Source organism: Frigoribacterium sp. 2-23, from assembly GCF_049601585.1.
Classification (GTDB): Bacteria; Actinomycetota; Actinomycetes; order Actinomycetales; family Microbacteriaceae; genus Frigoribacterium.
The window spans coordinates 2,763,618-2,782,274 of the sequence record NZ_CP187126.1 but is presented as its reverse complement, the minus strand read 5'-3'; the positions used below and the strand labels follow the sequence as shown (position 1 = coordinate 2,782,274).

The following is an 18,657-nucleotide window of genomic DNA, read 5'->3' as shown; positions in this document are numbered from 1 at the left end:
TCGTTAGAACGAGGTTCATTGGTCAGAACGAGGTTCGCAGCCGGGTGTCAGGCCAGCGGGTCGCGCCGCTCCGAGCCGGCCGCGCCCGGGCCGCCTGCGCCGGAGCCGCCGGTCGAGCCGCCGGTGCCGTCCTCGACGTCGATCGGCGACGCCGGCGGCACGGTGCGCACACTGCCCGTGTCGGGCGACACGAGCGAACCCGTCTGCGCGGCGGCCTGCTGCGCGCTGAGCGCGGCGGCGGCCGTGGCGTCGTCGGCGTCCCGCGCCTCGTCGATGGCCGACTTCTGACGCAGGGGCGTCGCCTTGAGGAACCAGCTCAGCAGGAACGCGACGAGAACCACGCACAGCGCGACGGTGAACACGGTGACCGTCGCGTTCGCGAACCCGTCGAGGAACGGCGCCGCGAGCCGCGAGTCGGAGCCGTTCAAGAACGACGTGTTGCCGTTGAGCGCGTTGCCGACCTGGCTCGTGTCACCCGACTGGGCCGACTGCAGCAGCTTGACGATCTGGGCGTTCGCCGGGTCGGCGACGACCGTCGGGTCGCTGAGCGCGGCGCGCGTGCCCTCCTGCAGCGACGGGTCCTTGAACGCCTCGCCGATGGTGGTCGGGATGCGCGTGAACAGCACCGAGAACAGCACGGCGGTGCCGAGCGTTCCGCCGATCTGACGGAAGAACGTCGACGCGCTGGTGGCCACGCCGATGTCGCGCGGGCCGACCGAGTTCTGCGACGCGATCGTGAGCGTCTGCATGAGCTGGCCCAGGCCGAGCCCGGTCAGCAGCATGCCGATCATCATGAACCAGACCGGCTTGTCGTACGACGCCTGGCTGAACCAGAAGAAGCCGATGGCCATGAACGCGGTGCCGGTGATCGGGAAGATCTTGTACTTGCCGGTGCGCGAGATCAGCTGACCCGCGACGATCGACGAGATCATGAGGCCGAGGATCATCGGCAGCATCAAGAATCCGCTCTCGGTCGGCGTCGCGCCGTTGACGAGCTGCAGGTACAGCGGCACGGTCAGCAGCGCACCGAACATGCCGAAGCCGACCAGTACACCGAGCACGGTCGCCATCGAGAACGTGGCGTTGCGGAACAGCTTCAGCGGGATCAACGCGTCGTCGCCCATCATCCGCTCGATCAGGATGAACGCGATGATGCCGATGGCTCCGATCACGTAGCAGGCGTACGCACCGGCCGACCCCCAGCCCCACTCGCGGCCCTGTTCGGCGATGAGCAGCAGCGGCACGGCTGCCACGATGACGGCGGAGGCACCGAACCAGTCGATGCGGACGTTCTCGCGCTTCTTCTGACCGGGGATGTGCAAGAACCGGATGACGATCGCCAGGGCGACGACACCGATGGGCAGGTTGATCAGGAAGACCCAGCGCCATCCCGTGATGAACAGGATCTGGTCGGCACCGGCGAACAGGCCGCCGATCAGCGGACCGATCACGCTCGAGATGCCGAACACGGCCAGGAAGTACCCCTGGTACTTGGCCCGCTCGCGCGGGGCGAGGATGTCGCCCATGATCGTCAGCGGCAGCGCCATCAGGCCGCCGGCGCCGAGACCCTGGATGGCTCGGAAGATCGCGAGCTGGTACATCGACGTCGAGAACCCGGCGGCCAGCGACCCGACCAGGAAGATCGAGATGGCGATCAAGAACAGCGGTCGCCGACCGAAGATGTCGCTGAGCTTGCCGTAGATCGGCGTCGAGATCGTCGAGACGATCAGGTACGCGGTGGTGACCCAGGCCTGCAGGCTGAGACCGTCGAGGTCGTCCGCGATCGTGCGCATCGACGTGCCCACGATCGTCTGGTCGAGGGACGACAAGAACATGCCGCCCATCAGGCCGAAGATCACGAACAGGATCTGCCGGTGCGTCATGAGGCCGGCGCGCTCGGCGGGAGCGGCGGAGGTGGTGTCGGAAACCCGGGACATGCGAATCTCTCTTGCGTCAAGGTTGGTGAAGACGAGCCACGGTGACCGAATTGTGCGTGACACGCAAATTTACTGCACGTGCAGGCCGCTGCCTAGTGCCGAGCGCGACCTTCCGAGGCAATCCTGGGCCGCATTGTTAGGCTCGGCCCCGATGTCCACAGCCCGATCGCGTCTGCACAGGTCCCGCCGGAGGCACGGCCTCGTCACCATCGCGGGGTTCGCGCTCACCGCGATGCTGCTGTCGGCGTGCGCGACGTCCGGTCCGTCACCGGACGCGACCACCGCCTCCTCGGCTCCCACCACCGTCGATCCGTCGACGACTCCGGAGCCGACTCCGGCCGAGACCGCTCCGACCGAGGAGGCTCCCACGTCCGCTCCCGCCTTCGACAAGACCGCGATGTCGATCGACGACCCCGCGAGCCTGTGGGTGGTCAGCGACAAGCTGCGACCGCTCTCGCCTGCCGACTACGCGCCGACCGATCTCGTCACCGTCGACGTCGCCCACCAGAACCCGCCGGTACTGCGCAAGGAGCCCGCCGCCGCCCTGCTCCAGCTGTTCGCCGCCGGTGAGGCCGAGGGGGCGGGTGCCATGCAGGTGCAGAGCGCCTACCGGTCGTACGCCACGCAGGTGAGCGTCTACGACGGGTGGGTGAAGCAGCTCGGGCAGGCGCAGGCCGACATCCAGAGCGCGCGGCCCGGGTACAGCGAGCACCAGACGGGGCTCGTCGTCGACATCAGCCCCGTGCCGCTGAGCTGCGCGTTGCAGGCGTGCATGGGCGACACCCCGCAGGGCAAATGGCTCGCCGCGAACGCCTGGCGGTACGGCTGGCTGCTGCGCTACCCCGCCGACAAGACGGCGGTCACGGGGTTCACCTACGAGCCCTGGCACTTCCGCTACATCGGGGTGCCGCTCGCGACCGAGATGCACGACCAGCACATCACGACGCTCGAGGAGTTCTTCGGCCTGCCGGCCGCACCGACGTACGCGAACTGAGCACCGGGCGTGGGCGCTGCCCGTTCGCTCTTGCGCTCAGTAGAACGCGACGACGTCCATGCGGTTGACGAGTTCGTCGCCGCGCAGCAGCCGGTCGGCGTTCTCGACGAAGACGCGCGCGACGCGCTCCTCCTCGTGGTCGGTCAGCGCCGCGGTGTGCGGACTGAGCAGGACGTTGTCGAGCTCGAAGAGCGCGCTGTCCGCCGCCAGGGGCTCGCGGGCGACGACGTCGAGGGCGGCGAACCCGACGTGACCCGATCTGAGGGCGGCGACCAGCGCCTCCTCGTCGACGGCGGTGCCTCGGCCGACGTTCACGAAGGTGACGCCCTCGCAGGCGGCGGCGAAGAAGGCCGAGTCGAGGACTCCGGAGGCGCCGGGCGAGTCGGGCAGGCAGCAGACGACCGCGTCGACCCGGCCCACGACCTCGGGCAGCTCGTCGAGCGTGACGAGGCGGTCGACGCGCTCGGCGCCGCGACCCGAGCGGTTGACGCCGATCACCCGGGTGCCGAACGCGCGGAGCCGATCGGCGAGGGTCAGGCCGATGCCGCCGAGCCCGACGATCAACACGGTCTGGTCGGCGAGCTGCCTCATGACGCGGCGGCCGCCCCATCGGCGCTCGGCCCTGTCGGCGTCGAGCGCCCGGACGTCTTTCGCACCCATCAGGAGGCCGAGCAGGGCGAACTCGGTGAGGGCTCCGGCGTGGACGCCCGCCGACGTCGTCACGGCGACGCGGTGACGGGTCGGTCGATGAGGCAGCAGGGATGCGTCTGACCTCTCTCGAACGAACCTGCGCCGACATCTTGCCCAGTCGACCGCGACTGGCGTCCACCGTCGTGGTCGACGGCGCCCTGCACCAGAGGCGGACGACAACCGAGGAGGTGCGGTCGACACTCGCAGGTCAGCCCGGTCGTCGAGGGCTCGCGCGTGCAGGGCGCACCTTGTCGTTATCGCGTCACGTCGCGTCGCGTCACGCCGGGCAGGCGGCGGCTCAGCCCGCCAGGGCCGCGTCCACGATCTCCTTGGCCTCGGCCTGCACGCGGGCGAGGTGCTCGGGGCCCTCGAACGATTCGGCGTAGATCTTGTAGACGTCTTCGGTGCCGCTCGGGCGCGCCGCGAACCAGGCCTTGTCGGTGACGACCTTGAGGCCGCCGATCGCGGCGTCGTTGCCCGGTGCGGCGGTCAGCTTCGCGGTGATGGGGTCGCCGGCCAGCTCGGTCGCCGTGATGTCGTCGCCGCTCAGCTTGCCCAGTCGGGCCTTCTGCTCTTTCGTCGCGGCGGCATCGACGCGCTGATAGACCGGGTCGCCGAATTTCGCGACGAGCTCCGCGTACAGCTGCGATGGGGTCTTGCCCGTGACCGCGATGATCTCGCTGGCGAGCAGCGCGAGGATGATGCCGTCCTTGTCCGTCGTCCAGACCGAGCCGTCCTTGCGCAGGAACGAGGCCCCCGCGCTCTCCTCGCCGCCGAAGGCCACCGAGCCGTCGACGAGACCGGGGACGAACCACTTGAACCCGACCGGGACCTCCCACAGCCGTCGACCGTGCGACTCGGCGACCTTGTCGATGATGCTCGACGACACGAGGGTCTTGCCGATCGCGGCGTCGTCGCGCCACTCGGGGCGGTGCGTGTAGAGGTAGTCGATGGCGACCGCGAGGTAGTGATTCGGGTTCATCAGACCGCCGTCGGGCGTCACGATGCCGTGCCGGTCGGCGTCGGCGTCGTTGCCGGTGAGGACGTCGAACTCGTCCTTGCGGCGGACGACGCTCGCCATGGCCGACGGGCTCGACGGGTCCATGCGGATCTTGCCGTCCCAGTCGAGCGTCATGAAGCGCCAGGTCGGGTCGGTGCCGGGGTTCGTGACGGTGAGGTCGAGGTCGTACACGTCGCGGATCGCGCCCCAGTACTCGACGCTCGCGCCGCCCAGCGGGTCGGCGCCGATCTTCACGCCGGCCTTCTTGATCGCGTCGATGTCGATGATGTTGATCAGGTCGCCGACGTAGCCGCGCAGGAAGTCGTGCCGGCCCGGGCTGCCGTCGGCGCGCTTCACGTCGCCCGAGCCGGCCGCGATGATCTCGTTGGCACGGTTGGCGATCCAGCTCGTGGCATCGCTGTCGGCCGGGCCGCCGTGCGGCGGGTTGTATTTGAACCCGCCGTCGCGGGGCGGGTTGTGACTCGGCGTGACGACGATGCCGTCGGCCTTGTCGTCGTTCAGGGGGTCGTTGTTGTAGACGAGGATGGCGTGGCTGAGGGCCGGGGTCGGCACGAAGCCCCCCTCGGAGTCGGCCAGCACGCGGACGCCGTTGCCGGCCAGGACCTCGAGGGCGGTGCGCTCGGCCGGCCCGCTCAGCACGTGCGTGTCGCGACCGATGAACAGCGGCCCCGTGATGCCCTGCCCGGTGCGGTAATCGACGATCGCCTGCGTGATCGCAGCGATGTGCACCTCGTTGAACGCCGAGTCGAGCGACGAACCGCGGTGCCCGGACGTGCCGAAGACGACCTTCTGGTCGGGGTTCGAGACGTCGGGGACGAGGTCGTAGTAGGCGGCGACGACATCGTCGACGGAGATGAGGTCGGAGTCGGTGGCGGGGGTTCCGGCGCGATCGGTCATGGGGCTATCCTGGCACTGGCGACCGTCACCCGTCCCGGTATCCACAAGCCCTAGGCTCGTCCACATGCCTGAGACCGCCACTTCGTCGACGTACAGCTACCTCGGCCCGGCCGGCACGTTCACCGAAGCGGCCCTGAAGCAGGTCCCCGAGGCCGCGGGCCAGCCCTGGCGCAGCGTCAACAACGTGGGGGAGGCGCTGGCCGACGTGGTCAGCGGCCGCAGCGTGGCCGCGATGATCGCCATCGAGAACAGCATCGAAGGAGGCGTCAGCGCGACGCAGGACGCCCTCGCCACGGTCCCGGGCCTCCGGATCATCGGCGAGTATCTCGTGCGGGTGAACTTCGTGCTCGTCGCGCGCCGCGGCACGACGCTCGCGGACGTCTCGGTCGTGAACGGCCACCCGGTCGCGTACGGCCAGACCCATCTCTGGCTCGAGAAGAACCTGCCCGGCCACGGGCACATCCCCTCGACGTCGAACGTCTCGGCGGCGGCCTCGCTGCTGGGGGACGCGGCATCCGGGACGCTCGCGGACGCCGCCATCGCGCCTCCGGGGATCACCGATCACTACGACCTCGACGTGCTCGCCCGCGACATCGGCGACAACGCCAACGCGGTCACGCGTTTCGTGCTCGTCAGCCGCACCGTTCCGGTGCCCGCGGCCACCGGCGCCGACAAGACGAGCATCGTCGTCGAGCTGCCCGACGACGAGTCCGGCGCGCTCGTCGACATGCTCGAGCAGTTCGCGACGCGCGGCATCAACCTGAGCCTCATCCAGTCGCGGCCGATCGGCGACGCGCTCGGCCGGTACCGGTTCGTGATCGACGTCGACGGGCACGTGCTCGACGAGCGGGTCGCCGACGCCTTGTTGGGGCTCAAGCGATTCAGCCCCCGCGTGACCTTCCTGGGCAGCTACCCCCGAGCTGACGGGCTCAAACCGACGGTGTCGTCGCGCTACGACGACGATGCGTTCGTCGACGCCCGCGACTGGCTTCGCGCGCTCGTCACCGGGGGCGAGCCGACCTAGCTGTTCGCGGGCACGCGGACGGTCAGCGCGAGGGGGTCGACCCACGTCTTGATCGCGATCGCCTTGCCGACCGAGTCGCCGTCCATCTCGAAGTCCTGCGGCTCGTCGAGGCGGACGACGATCTGCTTGCCCTTCGAGTAGCGCACGGTCCGGACCTCTTTCGAGTAGGCCATGATCTTGCGACCGACCGAGCTGCGGCGCAGCACCCCGTTCTCCCACACGATCTTGATCCAGATCTGGACCCAGCCGATCAGGCCGTCGGGCCGCAGCGCGACGATGTCGAAGATGCCGTCGTCGACCGCGGCGTCGGGCAGCAGCATGATGTTGCCGGGCAGCAGCCCGCAGTTGCCGACGAGGACGGTGTGCGCCTTCATCGTCTTGCGGCCCTGGCCGTCGAGGTCGTACCGGATGTTCATGGAGTTGTCGTCGCGGAGGCTGCGGGCGATGGCGTCCACGTACGCGAGCCACCCCACGCGTTTCTTGAGCTTCGGGTTGGTGTTCGCGAGCATCTTCGCGTCGAGACCGATGCCGGCCATGACGACGAAGACGAAGCGCTCGCGCTCGCCGTCCTCGCGCTCGACGTCGACGAGGCCCAGGTCGATGGGACGGTCGCGGCCGGCGAACGCCGTGGCGACCGAGTCGGTCAGGTTGTCGAGCGAGAGGTTCAGATTGCGGGCCAGCAGGTTGCCCGTGCCGGACGGTAGCAGGGCGATCGCCGCTTCGGTGCCGCGCAGGGCCTCGGCCACGGCGCGGACCGTGCCGTCGCCTCCGGCCGCGATGACCACGTCGGCTCCTTCGGCCACGGCGCGAGCGGTGACGCCGCCGCCCGGGTCTTCGACGCTCGTCTCGAACCAGAGCGTCGTGTTCCAGCCCGCGTTCTTCTCGGCCTTCTTCACGGCGGCCCGGACGGCCGCGATGTCGACCTTGATCGGGTTGTAGACGACGGCTGCCGTCTGGCGCATCGTCGCGGGGTGGTCCTTCGGAGGTTCGGGCGTCGAGGCGCTCTCGGCAGCGGAAGAAGAGGAGAGCGTCATGACTCAACCGTATTGGACGACTCCGTCGGCGGCTCGCTCGGCAGCCGCCCTGTGGATGACTTCCACAGGAGGGCGCGAGGGGGTGAGCCGCGACGCCCGACTTCCTTAGGATGGTCGGGTGATCGATCCCCAGATGCTGCGCGACGCCCCCGACCTCATCAAACAGAGTCAGCGTGCGCGCGGCGAGTCCGAGACGGCCGTCGACGACGCCCTCGCGGCCGACACGACCCGTCGCTCGGCGATCGCCGCTTTCGAGAACCTGCGCGCCGAGCAGAACGCGTTCGGCAAGACCGTCGCCAAGGCGCCGAAAGACGAGAAGAAAGAGCTCGTCGCCCAGGCGCAGCAGCTGGCCGGTCGAGTGAAGGAGGCGCAGGCCGCGTCGACCGAGGCCGATGCGGCCTTCGACACGGCGATCCGCGCTCTCGGCAACGTGATCATCGAGGGCGTGCCGTCGGGCGGGGAGGAGAATTTCGCGACGCTGCGCGAGGTCGGGACCCGCCCCTCCTTCGATTTCGAGCCGCTCGACCACGCCGACCTCGGCGAGAAGCTGGGCGCGATCGACATCAAGCGCGGCACGAAGGTCTCGGGCTCGCGCTTCTACTTCTTGCGCGGCATCGGTGCCCGACTCGAGCTCGGGCTGATGAACATGGCGCTCGACCTCACGCTTCGCAACGATTTCACGCCGCTGATCACGCCGACGCTGGTGCGACCCGAGGTGATGGCGGGCACCGGGTTCCTCGGGGCGCACGCCGATGAGATCTACTACCTGCCCGCCGACGACCTCTACCTCACGGGCACCAGCGAGGTCGCGCTGGCCGGGTACCACGCCGACGAGATCCTCGACGTGACCGACGGCCCGATCCGCTACGCCGGCTGGTCGACCTGCTACCGCCGCGAGGCCGGCGCGGCGGGCAAGGACAACCGCGGCATCCTCCGGGTGCACCAGTTCAACAAGCTCGAGATGTTCAGCTACGTGCACCCCGACCAGGCCGAGCAGGAGCACCTCAACCTGGTCGCCCTGCAAGAGACGATGATGCAGTCGCTCGAGCTGAACTACCGCGTGATCGACGTGGCCGCCGGCGACCTCGGCTCGAGTGCGGCACGCAAGTTCGACATCGAGGCCTGGGTGCCGACGCAGGGCACCTACCGAGAGCTCAGCAGCACGTCGAACTGCACCACCTTCCAGGCGCGTCGCCTCGACACCCGCTACCGCACCGAGTCGGGCAAGACCGCCCCGGTCGCCACGCTGAACGGCACCATCGCGACGACGCGCTGGCTCGTCGCGATCCTCGAGACGCACCAGCAGGCCGACGGCTCGGTCGTGGTGCCGGCCGCGCTGCGGCCTTACCTCGGAGGGCTCGAGGTCATGGAGCCCGTGTCGTGACCGGTGACCCGCAGGGCGACGTGCACCGCGCCTCCTCGGTGCAGGTCGGTGACGGCGACGGGTCTCGCGTGAGCGAGCCGTGGCTCGTCGCGCTCGACATCGACGGCACGATCATGCAAGAGAGCGGTGTCATCAGCGATGCCGTCTGCGATGAGGTGCGGCGGCTCGCCGCCGCGGGTCATCGGGTGATGATCGCGACGGGGCGCTCGGTGTCGATGACCCTGCCGGTGATGGAGCGGCTCGAGCTCGTCTCCGACTACGTCGTGTGCGCGAACGGGGCGATGACCCTCAAGCGAGACGAGACCGCTCCGACCGGTTACTCGCTGGCGCACGTCGAGGAGTTCGACCCGCGACCCGTCCTCAGCCAGGTGTCCGAGCATCTCGCCGACGGCGGTTTCGCCGTGGAGGACCGCAACGGCATCCTGCGCTACAACGGTGCCTTCCCGGCCGCGGCGGCGGCCGTCAACGGGCAGCAGGTCTCGTTCGACGAGCTGTGCGCCGAGGCGGCGACCCGTGTGGTCGTCATCTCGCCCGATCACGACATCGAGGAGTTCCTCGACATCGTCGAGCGCATGGGCCTGTCGAAGGTGAACTACAACGTCGGCTGGACGGCCTGGCTCGACATCGCGCCCGACGGCGTCACGAAGGCCACGGCCCTCGAGCGGGTGCGGGGCTGGCTCGACCTGCCGCGCTCGCGTGTGTTCGCCGCGGGTGACGGGCGCAACGACATCGACATGCTGCGCTGGGCGTCCGTCGAGGGGCGCGGCGTCGCCATGGGCCAGGCGCCCGACGACGTCCTCGCGGTCGCGAACGAGCGCACCGCCAGTGACCTGGACGACGGGCTCGCGACGGCGCTCGCGACGCTTTAAGCGCTCGGGCGGTCGTCTTCGACGGGCTTCCGGAGGCACGGGGCGGCTCGGCTAGACTCGGGGCGGTTGCGCACGCGCGCGCGTCGAGCGTCGCACCGGGAGGGCTGTCCGAGCGGCCGATGGAGCTTGTCTTGAAAACAAGTGGGCAGAGATGTCTCGTGGGTTCGAATCCCACGCCCTCCGCTCTCGGGTGACCCGCGCCTCCTCGTCGCCGGTGTTGGCCTCGACCCAGTTCGGCAAGCTGGAGCGCCCGCGGACGGTACGTGCCCCGGACGCCTTTAGCCAATGGGACCCGGGCCGTTCAGTTCGTGTCGAGCATCTTCGAACCGCCGAGAGGAGTCGCTACTCCTCCAGGCTTCTTCTTCGTTGCCGGAAACGTCGGTCCAGTACGCCGCCGCTCTCGGTTCCCGCGAGGTAGGCGCGGAGGGCAGCCACGAGGCCTCGAACGTCGTCGTCGTTCAGTGTCTCGCGGGCCATGCCATCGATGCGCTCGTCGATGAGGCGAAGCTCCGGGATGAGGCTTTGCCCCTGAGGTGCCAAATCGAGAGAGAGAGCTCGTCGGTCTTGACTGTCCGTTCCTCGCGCAACAAGTTCGCGGCGGACGAGTGTGTCGATGATTCGGCTCGGGCTCGAAGTTTCACAAACGATGAGTTCGCCGAGTTCCTTCAGGGTGAGGGGGCCGTATTCGTCGAGGACGAGAAGAATCTCGAACTGGCTAGCGGTGAGACCGTAACTGCTCAGTTGTCGATTCAGTGCGCGGTTGCCTTCGCGCTGGGAGGCGAGGACGAGGTACCGCAGCTCCGACGGGGCGAGTCCGGTCGTGGGGAGGGCCGGTTCCGTTGGGGTGGTGGGGGGCATGTGGGTTCCAGTTCGACAAGTGCCGGAAGCGCTTCGGTCCCTATATTCTCAGGCGAACGTGCTGCAGGCAGAAACCCCGCGACGGGGAAGCGCCGCGGGGTTTCCGGTGTCGAGGCGCACTGTGCGGACGTTGCGCGCTATACCTCAGCAGTTTCCGGGCGAGGAAGGATCACGTCGCCGACGGTCTCTCTTCGGAGTGTTGTTTGGCGCCGAATGCTCGCGGGCCGATGGCTCGAAGGATGTTCGGCATGACGATCATGCGGATGACCACGGCGTCGAGAGCGACGGCGATGGCGAGGCCGATGCCGATTTCGCGGACGATGCTGATCTGCCCGGTCATGAAGGAGCAGAAGACGACGATCATGATGATGGCGGCGCTGTTAATCATCCGTCGGGTTTGTCGCGCACCCTCCATGACCGCGTCGTCGTAAGCGAGGCCGCCCTGGTGTGCCTCGCGCATGCGGGAGATCATGATGACCATGTAATCCATGCTGAGTCCGAACATGACGGCGAACAACAGGGGCGGTGTCACCGAATTCAGCGGCTCCGTCGAGATGGCGTGTTGCACCGCGGTGAGCAGCCCGAGGCTGGCAACGACGACGAGGACGTTGAACAACAGCGCCAGCGCGGGCAGGATCGCCGATCGGAAGGCGAACGAGAGCATGAGGAACGTCAGTACGAGGACGACGCCGGCGATGAGGGGGAGACTGGCGATAAGCGTGTCGTCGAAATCGAGCCCCTGAGCGGTGGCCCCGGTGACGGTGACGGTAGCGTTCGATGTCCCCAGGGCGGTCGGAAGGCCGGCGCGAATAGCACGGACGAGGTCATGTGCCTGCACCGAATCGGGACCGTGCGTGCTCGTGACCAGCAGCCGCATGACGGTGGCGTCGTGAGATCGCTGGAACAGCTGCGACAAAGGCTTCGGGGTCATCGCAGCGTCCAGGGTGTCGGCCAACTGCTCGGTCGGGATTCCCAGAGTCATGACGGAGTCGACCGACTTCACAGAGGGCTCTTTCAAGACAAACTGAGTGGCCTTATTCGCCACCGCCAGAGCTTGGGCGCCTGTCAAATGAACGGGGCTGGTGACGACGACGTCGATGGGGAAAAGGCCCTCCTGGTCAATGTGGTTTTCGATCACCTCGAGGCCGATGCGCGCGGGGTCGTCGGCTGGCAGGACTGTGGCGCTGGCGACCGGAGACTGGAGGGAGATCCCCAGGATCGGCGTGCTGACAGCGAGCATGACGATGATGCCGGCAGATCCGACAAGGCCGGGGTGACGCAGGCGGCGTTGTGGAGTCCTCAGTCCGTCCCGGCGGGCTGGGAGAGGGATGCGGAGGCGATTGACGCGATCGCCGAGAAGGACGAGTCCTGCGGGCAAGACCAGGAGGGTGACAGCGAGGGCGACGATGGTGACCACGATTCCACCGAGGGCGATGCTGGTGAAGGCCATGACGCGTGGGATGAACAACGCGGCGAGAGCGAGGACGACGGCGATGCCGCTGTAGAGCACGGACTTTCCGGCAGTCTGCATGGTGGTCACCACGGCGTCGGCCGGGGCTTTGCCACGGTCGAGTTCTTCTCGGAACCGGTTGATGATGAAGAGCGAGTAGTCGACGGCGACGGCGAGGCCGATCATCGAGACGATATTGGCGTAGAGGTTCGAGATGTCGGTCACTTGTGTGGCCAGGAATCCGATTCCGCTGGCGATTCCGAGGGCCGAACCCGCCACAAGAAGCGGCAACAAGGTCGCCACAACGGTCCTGAAGACAAAGAGCAGAACGATGATCAGCACCGGGAAGACGATGAGCTCGGCCCGAGTGGCGTCTTTCTTGGAGTGTGCGTTGAGCTGGAAGTCCAGAGCGGGCTGGCCGGTGACGTAGACGTTCTTCGCCGGACCACCGGTGGAGAGCTTGCTCTGTAAGTCGGGTACGAGGCTTTGGATGCGGGTGCCGTCGCCGTCGAATCCTGCCGTGAGGACGGCGGTGCGACCGCTTGTGGAGACGAGAGCCACGTTGTCCCTGGGGGTTGTGATCGTCGTGGCGCCAGCTTCTCGCAGGATGTGCGTCGCGGACCCGTAGTCGGACTCGGTCAGCGGTGTGTCGCCGTCGAGGACCACGATCAATTGGTTCGGGGCGTCACCGAAGGCCTTTTGGACGACCGCCTGGGTGACGAGCGCTTCGGCCCGAGGATTAGTGAACCCTCCTCCAGACAAGGCCGCGTCGAGCTGCGTGGCCAGAAGCGCGCCCCCAGCCAGCACGACAAGCCAGACGGCGAGCACCAATCGCGGATGACGGACGATCCGCCTTGTCAGATGTGGCATCGGCTGCCCCTTTCAAGAGTTACGTGATACAACATGCATGTTACAGCACGTAAATTTCGAAGAGATCACTCCGGGGTGCGCTATCGCATGCATGCCCTCGGCTCAAGCGAAGCGGGAAGTTGGTCGTGGGTGGAAACCAGCCCTGGCCGGACTGCTGTCACGCATGCCTTCGAACACAAGGGCTTCCTTATCAATCTGATGTCTTACGCGTTCACGCAAGTCCCCGGCTGGCGGATCGGCAGACTGAGTAGCGAAACGGCGCGTGGTTCGGCACCGTGATGAGCCTCTCGGGGCGAACACCGCGGGGACGGCCATCGGCGTCGACGTCGGCGATGAGCTCACGGCGAGTGCCATCGGCGTGGGCCCGCTCGACGTGACCTTCGCGGGCGGCCGCACCCGTCCTCGGCCGTCGCACCTCGTTCTGATCAACGCACCGCGACGGAGCGAGGTGCGTTGATCAGAACGTGGTGCGTCGCCCCGCGCCGAGCCGAGGAGGCGCGGATCAGGACAGAAGGAGGCGCGCCGTCCAGTCCCCGAGGGCGGCCACGGCCCGCCGTGAGAGCGTCGCGTCGGGGGCCATCGTCGTGAACCCGTGGAACGCCCCGGGCCAGACGTGCAGCTCCGCGGGCACTCCCGATGCCCAGAGCGTGCTCGCGAACGCGACGGTCTCGTCCCGGAACACCTCCGTACTGCCGCAGTCGACGTAGGTCTGCGGCAGGCCGGCCAGGTCGACGGCCCGCCCGGGTGCGGCGTAGATCGACACGGCGTCACCCCCGCGCCGGTCGCCGAGGTACGAGCTCCAGCCGAAGCGGGTCAGCGACCGGTCGGCCACCCCGACCCCGTCGAACTGTCGCGTCGACACCGTGTCGTCGCGATCGTCGAGCATCGGACTGACGAGGATCTGCGCCCACACCGCCGGCCCGCGCCGGTCACGCGCGAGCAGGGCGGTGCCGGCCGCGAGACCGCCCCCGGCGCTCTGGCCGACGAGCACGATGCGCTCGGGGTCGATGCCGAGCTCGTCGGCGTGGTCCGCCGTCCAGACGAGACCGGCGTAGCAGTCCTCGACGGGGTACGGGTCGGGGTGCTCCGGGGCGAGGCGGTAATCGACGCTGATCAGCACGACGTCGTGACGCAGCAGCCAGTCGTCGTACGAGTCGAGGTTGCCGAGGTAGTGGCCGAACATCATGCCGCCGCCGTGGATCGTGTAGAAGCAGGCTGCCGGGCCGCTACGCCCGATGCGCTGGATGATCGCGAGCGCGATCGGATCGCCGTCATGACCGGGCACCAGGACGGTGCGACGTTCGAGGCCACGCGTGCGCAGCCGCTCGTCGAGCTCGGCCTCGGTGACGTCGAGCGCGCGCATCCGCGGCAGCGTCTCGGTGGTCACGGTGAACCCGCCGCGAGCGGCGAGGGCATCGAGCATCGGCGCGAACTCGGGGTCGAACGGAGGGCGGGGGAGGGTGTCAGACAAGGGAGGACTCCTGGTGAGCGGGTGAGGTGAGAGGGGTGGAGGCACGGCCGCGGGCACGCCACAGGCCAAGGGTGACGAGGGCAGCCGCGATCAGGGCGAGCGTGAGGCCGGCCCACCCGAGCGAGCCCTGCAGCGACGCGAGTCGGTCGGGTGTCCAGGACGACGCGGTGATGCTGCCCGTGACGAGCGCGGCGACGATCGTGCCGGTCACGGCGATCCCGATGCCGCTGGCCAGTTCGCTCGCCGTATCGACGAGGGCGGCTCCGATCGACGTCCGATCGGCAGGCAGGCCCTGAAGCACGTTCGTGCCGGCGACGACCCCGACGACCCGAAGTCCCGCCGCGACGAGCACGAGGGCAGCGGCCACCCAGCCGTAACCGAACCGGCCGAGGAGCCCGAACACGACCAGCCCGGCGACGACGGCTGCGGCACTCGTCCAGGCGGCGCGGCCGAGCCCCACGCGAGCGACGAACGGCCCGACGAATCGGCCGCCGGCGAGCAGAACCACGACCTGCGGCAGCGTGCCGAGGGCCGCCTCGACGGGCGACCAGCCCCAGGCGAACTGCAGTTGCAGGGTCACGAGATACGACAGCCCGGCGACGGCGAGCCCCGCCGCGGCCTTGTAGGCGAGCCCGCTGCTGACGAGGGGGCGCGCGAGCAGGTGCAGGTCGAGCAGGGGATGCCGTGCCGTGCGCTGTCGCACGACGAACGCGGCTCCGGCCGCGACCGTCGCCGCGACGACGACCCATGGCATCCAGGAGGCGCGACCCGCCTCGACGAGGACGGTCGGCGTCAGCAGCGCCCCCGCCACGGTCGCGGTGCCGAGCACGGCACCGGCGACGTCGACCGGCTCGCCCCGCAGGCCGGCGGCCTCGTCGCGGGCGATCCCGCCGCGGATGCCGACGAACGCCAGCACCGCGATCGGGACGTTCGCGAGCAGCAGTGCCTGCCACGGCGCGACCGCGAGCACGAAGCCCCCGAGCGTCGGCCCGATGGCGAGACCGACGAGACCGGCGGTCGAGATGACCGTGAGGGCCCGGACCCGCAGGTCTTCGGTGTCGAACAACCGGAACGCCAGGGCCATCGACCCCGGCGTCGTCATCGCCGCAGCGATACCCATCGCGACGCGGACCGCGATGAGCTGCTCGGTCGACGACACGAGCGCCGTCGAGAGGCTCGCGAGTCCGAGCAGCACGAGACCGACGAGCATGACGCGTCGACGTCCGACGCGGTCGGCGATCGACCCGAACAGCAGCATGAGGCCGCCGAAGGCGAGCGAGTAGGCGCCGTTCACCCACTGCAGACCGACCGTCGACGAGTGCAGCTCGCGACCGATCGTCGGCAGGGCGACGTTCAGGATCGAGTTGTCGAGCATCTCGAAGAGGAACACGGCCGACAGGCCGGCGAGGGCGAGCCACGCGTCGGCGAGGCGACGGGGAGCAGCGGGGGCCACCGGCGGGGCGGCGGCCTGAGAGGTGGTCTGTTCGGGCGACACGGGTGCACTCCTTCACGGGGAAGAAGTGGCGACTCGTTCAATGCCGCGTGTATTCGCCGGCCACAGGAGGGCGGGCGTTTTTACCTCAGATGCTCAGCAGAATACACGGTCCACGTTCGGGCGCAAGCCGTTCCCGTCACTCGACTCCTCCACACCCGAATCGTTTCGATGAGTTCGTCGTTTTCGCCGACAACGGCCCGTCGAGTGGGCCAGACTTGGTGCACACCGACTTCCGCCGGGCTCGACTCCGGCGGACACGACCCCGGTGCTCGGCGCGTCGACGCGCTCGGGCGCTCCCATGAGAACAAGGAGAAAGCATGTCCTCACCCTCCGTCCAGCTCTACACGGTCCGCGATGCGATCTCGGCCGATCTGCAGGGGGCCGTCGCCCGCATCGCCGAGATCGGCTTCACGAAGGTCGAGCCCTATTCGTTCGTCGAGCGCGCCGACGAGTTCGAGAAGGCCTTCGCCGCCTCGGGCGTCACGGCCCCGTCGGGCCACGCACCCGTCATCGACTCCGACGAGCCGGCCAAGGCCTTCGACGCCGCGGTCCAGCTCGGCATCGGCACGGTCATCGACCCGTTCATCCCGAGCGACCGGTGGCAGACCGCCGACGACGCGAAGAAGATCGCCGACCGCGTCAACGAGCTCACCGCCCTCGCGGCCGGTCACGGCCTCACGTTCGGCTACCACAACCACCAGTGGGAGTTCACGAACAAGGTCGACGGCCGCTCGATCTACGAACTGTTCGTCGAGAACCTCGCTCCCGAGGTCGTCCTCGAGCTCGACACGTTCTGGGCCACCGTCGGCGGTGCCGACACCCCGGCCCTGCTGCGCTCGCTCGGCGACAAGGTGCAGTTCCTGCACATCAAGGACGGCAAGGTCGCCGGCGACATCGCCACGGCGCTGCCCAGCAACGAGAGCGCCCTCGAGGTGCCCGACGCACTCGCCGCCGCCTTCAAGAACCAGACGCCGGCCGGTCAGGGCGACGTCGACGTCGCCGCGATCCTCGCCGCCGCGCCGCACGCCCTTCGTGTCGTCGAGTTCGACGACTACGCGAAGGACGTCTTCGACGGCGTCGCCGAGTCGTTCGCCTGGCTGGCGGAGAACGACAAGTGACGTCGACCGGTCCGGTCGGCGTCGGCGTGATCGGGGCGGGTGTCATCAGTGGCACCTACCTCGAGAACATGACCGCCTTCCCCGACCTCGCGGTGCTGTTCGTCGCCGATCTGATCCCCGAGCGGGCCCAGGCCCGCGCGGAGGAGTACGGCGTCCCCGGTTGGGGCACCGTCGACGAGCTGCTCGCCATGGACGAGATCGAGATCGTCGTCAACCTGACGATCCCGGCCGTGCACGCCGAGGTGGGCCGCCAGATCATCGCCGCGGGCAAGAGCGTCTGGAGCGAGAAGCCGCTGGCCCTCGACCACGAGTCCGGCTCCGATCTGCTGGCGGCGGCCGATGCCGCGGGTGTCCGGGTCGCCTGTGCGCCCGACACCGTGCTGGGCGCCGGCATCCAGACGGCCATGCGCGCGATCGCCCGCGGCGACATCGGTGAGCCGCTCACGGCGACCACCATGTTCCACGTACCCGGCCCCGACGCCTGGCACCCGGACCCGGAGTTCCTCTTCGCGCGAGGAGCGGGCCCGCTCTTCGACATGGGTCCGTACTACGTCACGACCCTCGTGCACGCGTTCGGTGCCGCCAGTCACGTCAGCGCCGTGTCGTCGACGTCGCGCGACGTCCGCTCGATCGGCAGCGGCCCGCGGGCGGGCACCGAGTTCCCCGTCGAGGTGCCGACGCACCACGCCGCGCTCATCTCGTTCGAGGGCGGGCAGTCGGCCCAGTCGACGTTCTCGTTCCAGAACGCGCTGCCCCGCATGGGCTTCGTCGAGATCAGCGGCACCGAGGGCACCCTCGTCCTGCCCGATCCGAACACGTTCGAGGGCGACTCGCAGCTGTGGCGCTTCGGGTCCGACGAGCCGACGACCATCGCGGCTGCCGGTTCGACGTACGGACGTGGTTCGGGCGTGCTCGACCTCGCGCGTGCCCTGCGCGGTGGAGACACCGAGCGGGCCAGCGGCGCCGTCGCCTCGCACGTGCTCGACGTGCTGCTCGCGGTGTCCGAGGCGGCCGAGACGGGCTCGCCCGTCGACGTCGCCTCGACGGTGGACCGGCCCGTGCCGCTCGCCGACGACTGGGACCCGTCGGCCGCCACGCTGTAGACGAGCCCGAACGGTGAACCGGTGAATCGGTGGGCCGCAGCGAGCGATCGCTGCGGCCCACCGACGTCTCAGGGGTCGCCTCTCGCGACCCGTGCTCGCGAGCGCTGCCCGTGACGGCTCCCGCTGCCGGCCCGCCGTGGAGGCGCGGGTCGGGTCAGTCGCGAGCGCCCGGCTCCCGAACGGTCTCGCCGTCGAGCACGACCGGCCTGAAGCGGGGGCCCGAATAGCCGTCGCGCTCCACGTGCTCGACGAACATCGAGAGGGGGCGTACCCAGGTCGAGTAGTCGCCGTACAGCGTGCGGTAGACGACCAGCGCCTCCTCGGTCTCGCTGTGTCGAGCCGTCGCGATCACCAGGTAGCGCGAGCCCTTGAAGTGCTCGTAGACGCCCGGTCGTGGGTGGTCGGTGGGCAGCGTGGTGTCGTCGTCAGGCACGGGCCGAGT

Annotated in this window: 16 protein-coding genes and 1 tRNA gene; 8 read left to right on the top strand and 9 right to left on the bottom strand. The window is 68.9% G+C overall.

All coding sequences use genetic code 11. From position 1 onward, the window contains the following. Positions 1-47 precede the first annotated feature (47 nt). Positions 48-1,937 (bottom strand): MDR family MFS transporter, encoded by a 1,890-nt coding sequence (locus ACPEEZ_RS13155; protein ID WP_423919878.1) that lies wholly within the window; start codon positions 1,935-1,937, stop codon positions 48-50. Positions 1,938-2,088: 151 nt separating this feature from the next. On the opposite strand from ACPEEZ_RS13155, the gene ACPEEZ_RS13150 reads away from it, so the two are divergent. Beyond that, complete coding sequence (locus ACPEEZ_RS13150) at positions 2,089-2,931, top strand: D-alanyl-D-alanine carboxypeptidase family protein (protein WP_423919876.1); 843 nt, start codon at positions 2,089-2,091, stop codon at positions 2,929-2,931. A 36-nt stretch (positions 2,932-2,967) separates the two neighbouring features. On the opposite strand, the gene ACPEEZ_RS13145 is transcribed toward ACPEEZ_RS13150, so the two are convergent. Continuing rightward, on the bottom strand, positions 2,968-3,654 hold the full coding sequence (locus ACPEEZ_RS13145) for a D-2-hydroxyacid dehydrogenase (protein WP_423919873.1): 687 nt from the start codon (positions 3,652-3,654) through the stop codon (positions 2,968-2,970). Positions 3,655-3,919: 265 nt separating this feature from the next. Further along, on the bottom strand, positions 3,920-5,539 hold the full coding sequence (gene pgm, locus ACPEEZ_RS13140; RefSeq protein WP_423919871.1) for a phosphoglucomutase (alpha-D-glucose-1,6-bisphosphate-dependent): 1,620 nt from the start codon (positions 5,537-5,539) through the stop codon (positions 3,920-3,922). A 64-nt stretch (positions 5,540-5,603) separates the two neighbouring features. Between pgm and pheA the strand changes: the two genes are divergently transcribed. Next, a complete protein-coding gene (pheA, locus tag ACPEEZ_RS13135; protein ID WP_423919868.1) occupies positions 5,604-6,563 on the top strand; it encodes a prephenate dehydratase in 960 nt (319 codons plus the stop codon). On the opposite strand, the gene ACPEEZ_RS13130 is transcribed toward pheA, so the two are convergent. After that, a complete protein-coding gene (locus ACPEEZ_RS13130) occupies positions 6,560-7,597 on the bottom strand; it encodes a diacylglycerol/lipid kinase family protein (protein WP_423919865.1) in 1,038 nt (345 codons plus the stop codon). The genes pheA and ACPEEZ_RS13130 overlap by 4 nt on opposite strands. A gap of 118 nt (positions 7,598-7,715) precedes the next feature. On the opposite strand from ACPEEZ_RS13130, the gene serS reads away from it, so the two are divergent. The 3 genes from serS (at position 7,716) to ACPEEZ_RS13115 (ending at position 10,033) form a co-directional block, all read left to right on the top strand. Beyond that, positions 7,716-8,981 (top strand): serine--tRNA ligase, encoded by a 1,266-nt coding sequence (gene serS / locus ACPEEZ_RS13125; protein WP_423919862.1) that lies wholly within the window; start codon positions 7,716-7,718, stop codon positions 8,979-8,981. Next, positions 8,978-9,850, top strand: a complete 873-nt coding sequence (locus ACPEEZ_RS13120; RefSeq protein ID WP_423919859.1) for an HAD family hydrolase — start codon at positions 8,978-8,980, stop codon at positions 9,848-9,850. Before serS ends, ACPEEZ_RS13120 begins: the two co-directional genes overlap by 4 nt. 98 nt (positions 9,851-9,948) lie before the next feature. Then, positions 9,949-10,033, top strand: a tRNA-Ser gene (locus ACPEEZ_RS13115). A 159-nt stretch (positions 10,034-10,192) separates the two neighbouring features. Here ACPEEZ_RS13115 and ACPEEZ_RS13110 read toward each other — a convergent pair. After that, entirely contained in the window at positions 10,193-10,708 is a 516-nt protein-coding gene (locus tag ACPEEZ_RS13110) for a MarR family winged helix-turn-helix transcriptional regulator (protein ID WP_423919857.1), read from the bottom strand. A 169-nt stretch (positions 10,709-10,877) separates the two neighbouring features. Next, positions 10,878-13,028, bottom strand: a complete 2,151-nt coding sequence (locus tag ACPEEZ_RS13105) for an MMPL family transporter (protein WP_423919855.1) — start codon at positions 13,026-13,028, stop codon at positions 10,878-10,880. Positions 13,029-13,290: 262 nt separating this feature from the next. Here ACPEEZ_RS13105 and ACPEEZ_RS13100 point away from each other — a divergent pair, with 262 nt between their 5' ends. After that, complete coding sequence (locus ACPEEZ_RS13100) at positions 13,291-13,485, top strand: hypothetical protein (protein ID WP_423919852.1); 195 nt, start codon at positions 13,291-13,293, stop codon at positions 13,483-13,485. A gap of 45 nt (positions 13,486-13,530) precedes the next feature. Here the strand turns inward: ACPEEZ_RS13100 and ACPEEZ_RS13095 are convergent, their stop codons facing one another. After that, entirely contained in the window at positions 13,531-14,499 is a 969-nt protein-coding gene (locus ACPEEZ_RS13095) for an alpha/beta hydrolase (RefSeq protein ID WP_423919849.1), read from the bottom strand. Next, positions 14,492-15,994 carry an MFS transporter gene (locus ACPEEZ_RS13090; RefSeq protein WP_423919846.1) on the bottom strand — a complete coding sequence of 501 codons (1,503 nt, stop codon included), beginning with the start codon at positions 15,992-15,994 and terminating at the stop codon, positions 14,492-14,494. The genes ACPEEZ_RS13095 and ACPEEZ_RS13090 overlap by 8 nt, the downstream gene beginning before the upstream one ends. 317 nt (positions 15,995-16,311) lie before the next feature. Here ACPEEZ_RS13090 and ACPEEZ_RS13085 point away from each other — a divergent pair, with 317 nt between their 5' ends. Together ACPEEZ_RS13085 and ACPEEZ_RS13080 are read left to right on the top strand one after the other, a co-directional pair. Continuing rightward, a complete protein-coding gene (locus ACPEEZ_RS13085) occupies positions 16,312-17,112 on the top strand; it encodes a sugar phosphate isomerase/epimerase family protein (protein ID WP_423919844.1) in 801 nt (266 codons plus the stop codon). After that, the gene (locus ACPEEZ_RS13080; RefSeq protein ID WP_423919841.1) at positions 17,109-18,215 is read left to right on the top strand and encodes a Gfo/Idh/MocA family protein; all 1,107 of its coding nucleotides are present in this window, start codon (positions 17,109-17,111) and stop codon (positions 18,213-18,215) included. The genes ACPEEZ_RS13085 and ACPEEZ_RS13080 overlap by 4 nt, the downstream gene beginning before the upstream one ends. A gap of 154 nt (positions 18,216-18,369) precedes the next feature. Here ACPEEZ_RS13080 and ACPEEZ_RS13075 read toward each other — a convergent pair whose 3' ends face one another. Then, positions 18,370-18,648: a DUF1653 domain-containing protein gene (locus ACPEEZ_RS13075; protein ID WP_423919838.1), complete on the bottom strand. Its 279-nt coding sequence runs from the start codon at positions 18,646-18,648 to the stop codon at positions 18,370-18,372. Positions 18,649-18,657: the final 9 nt, after the last annotated feature.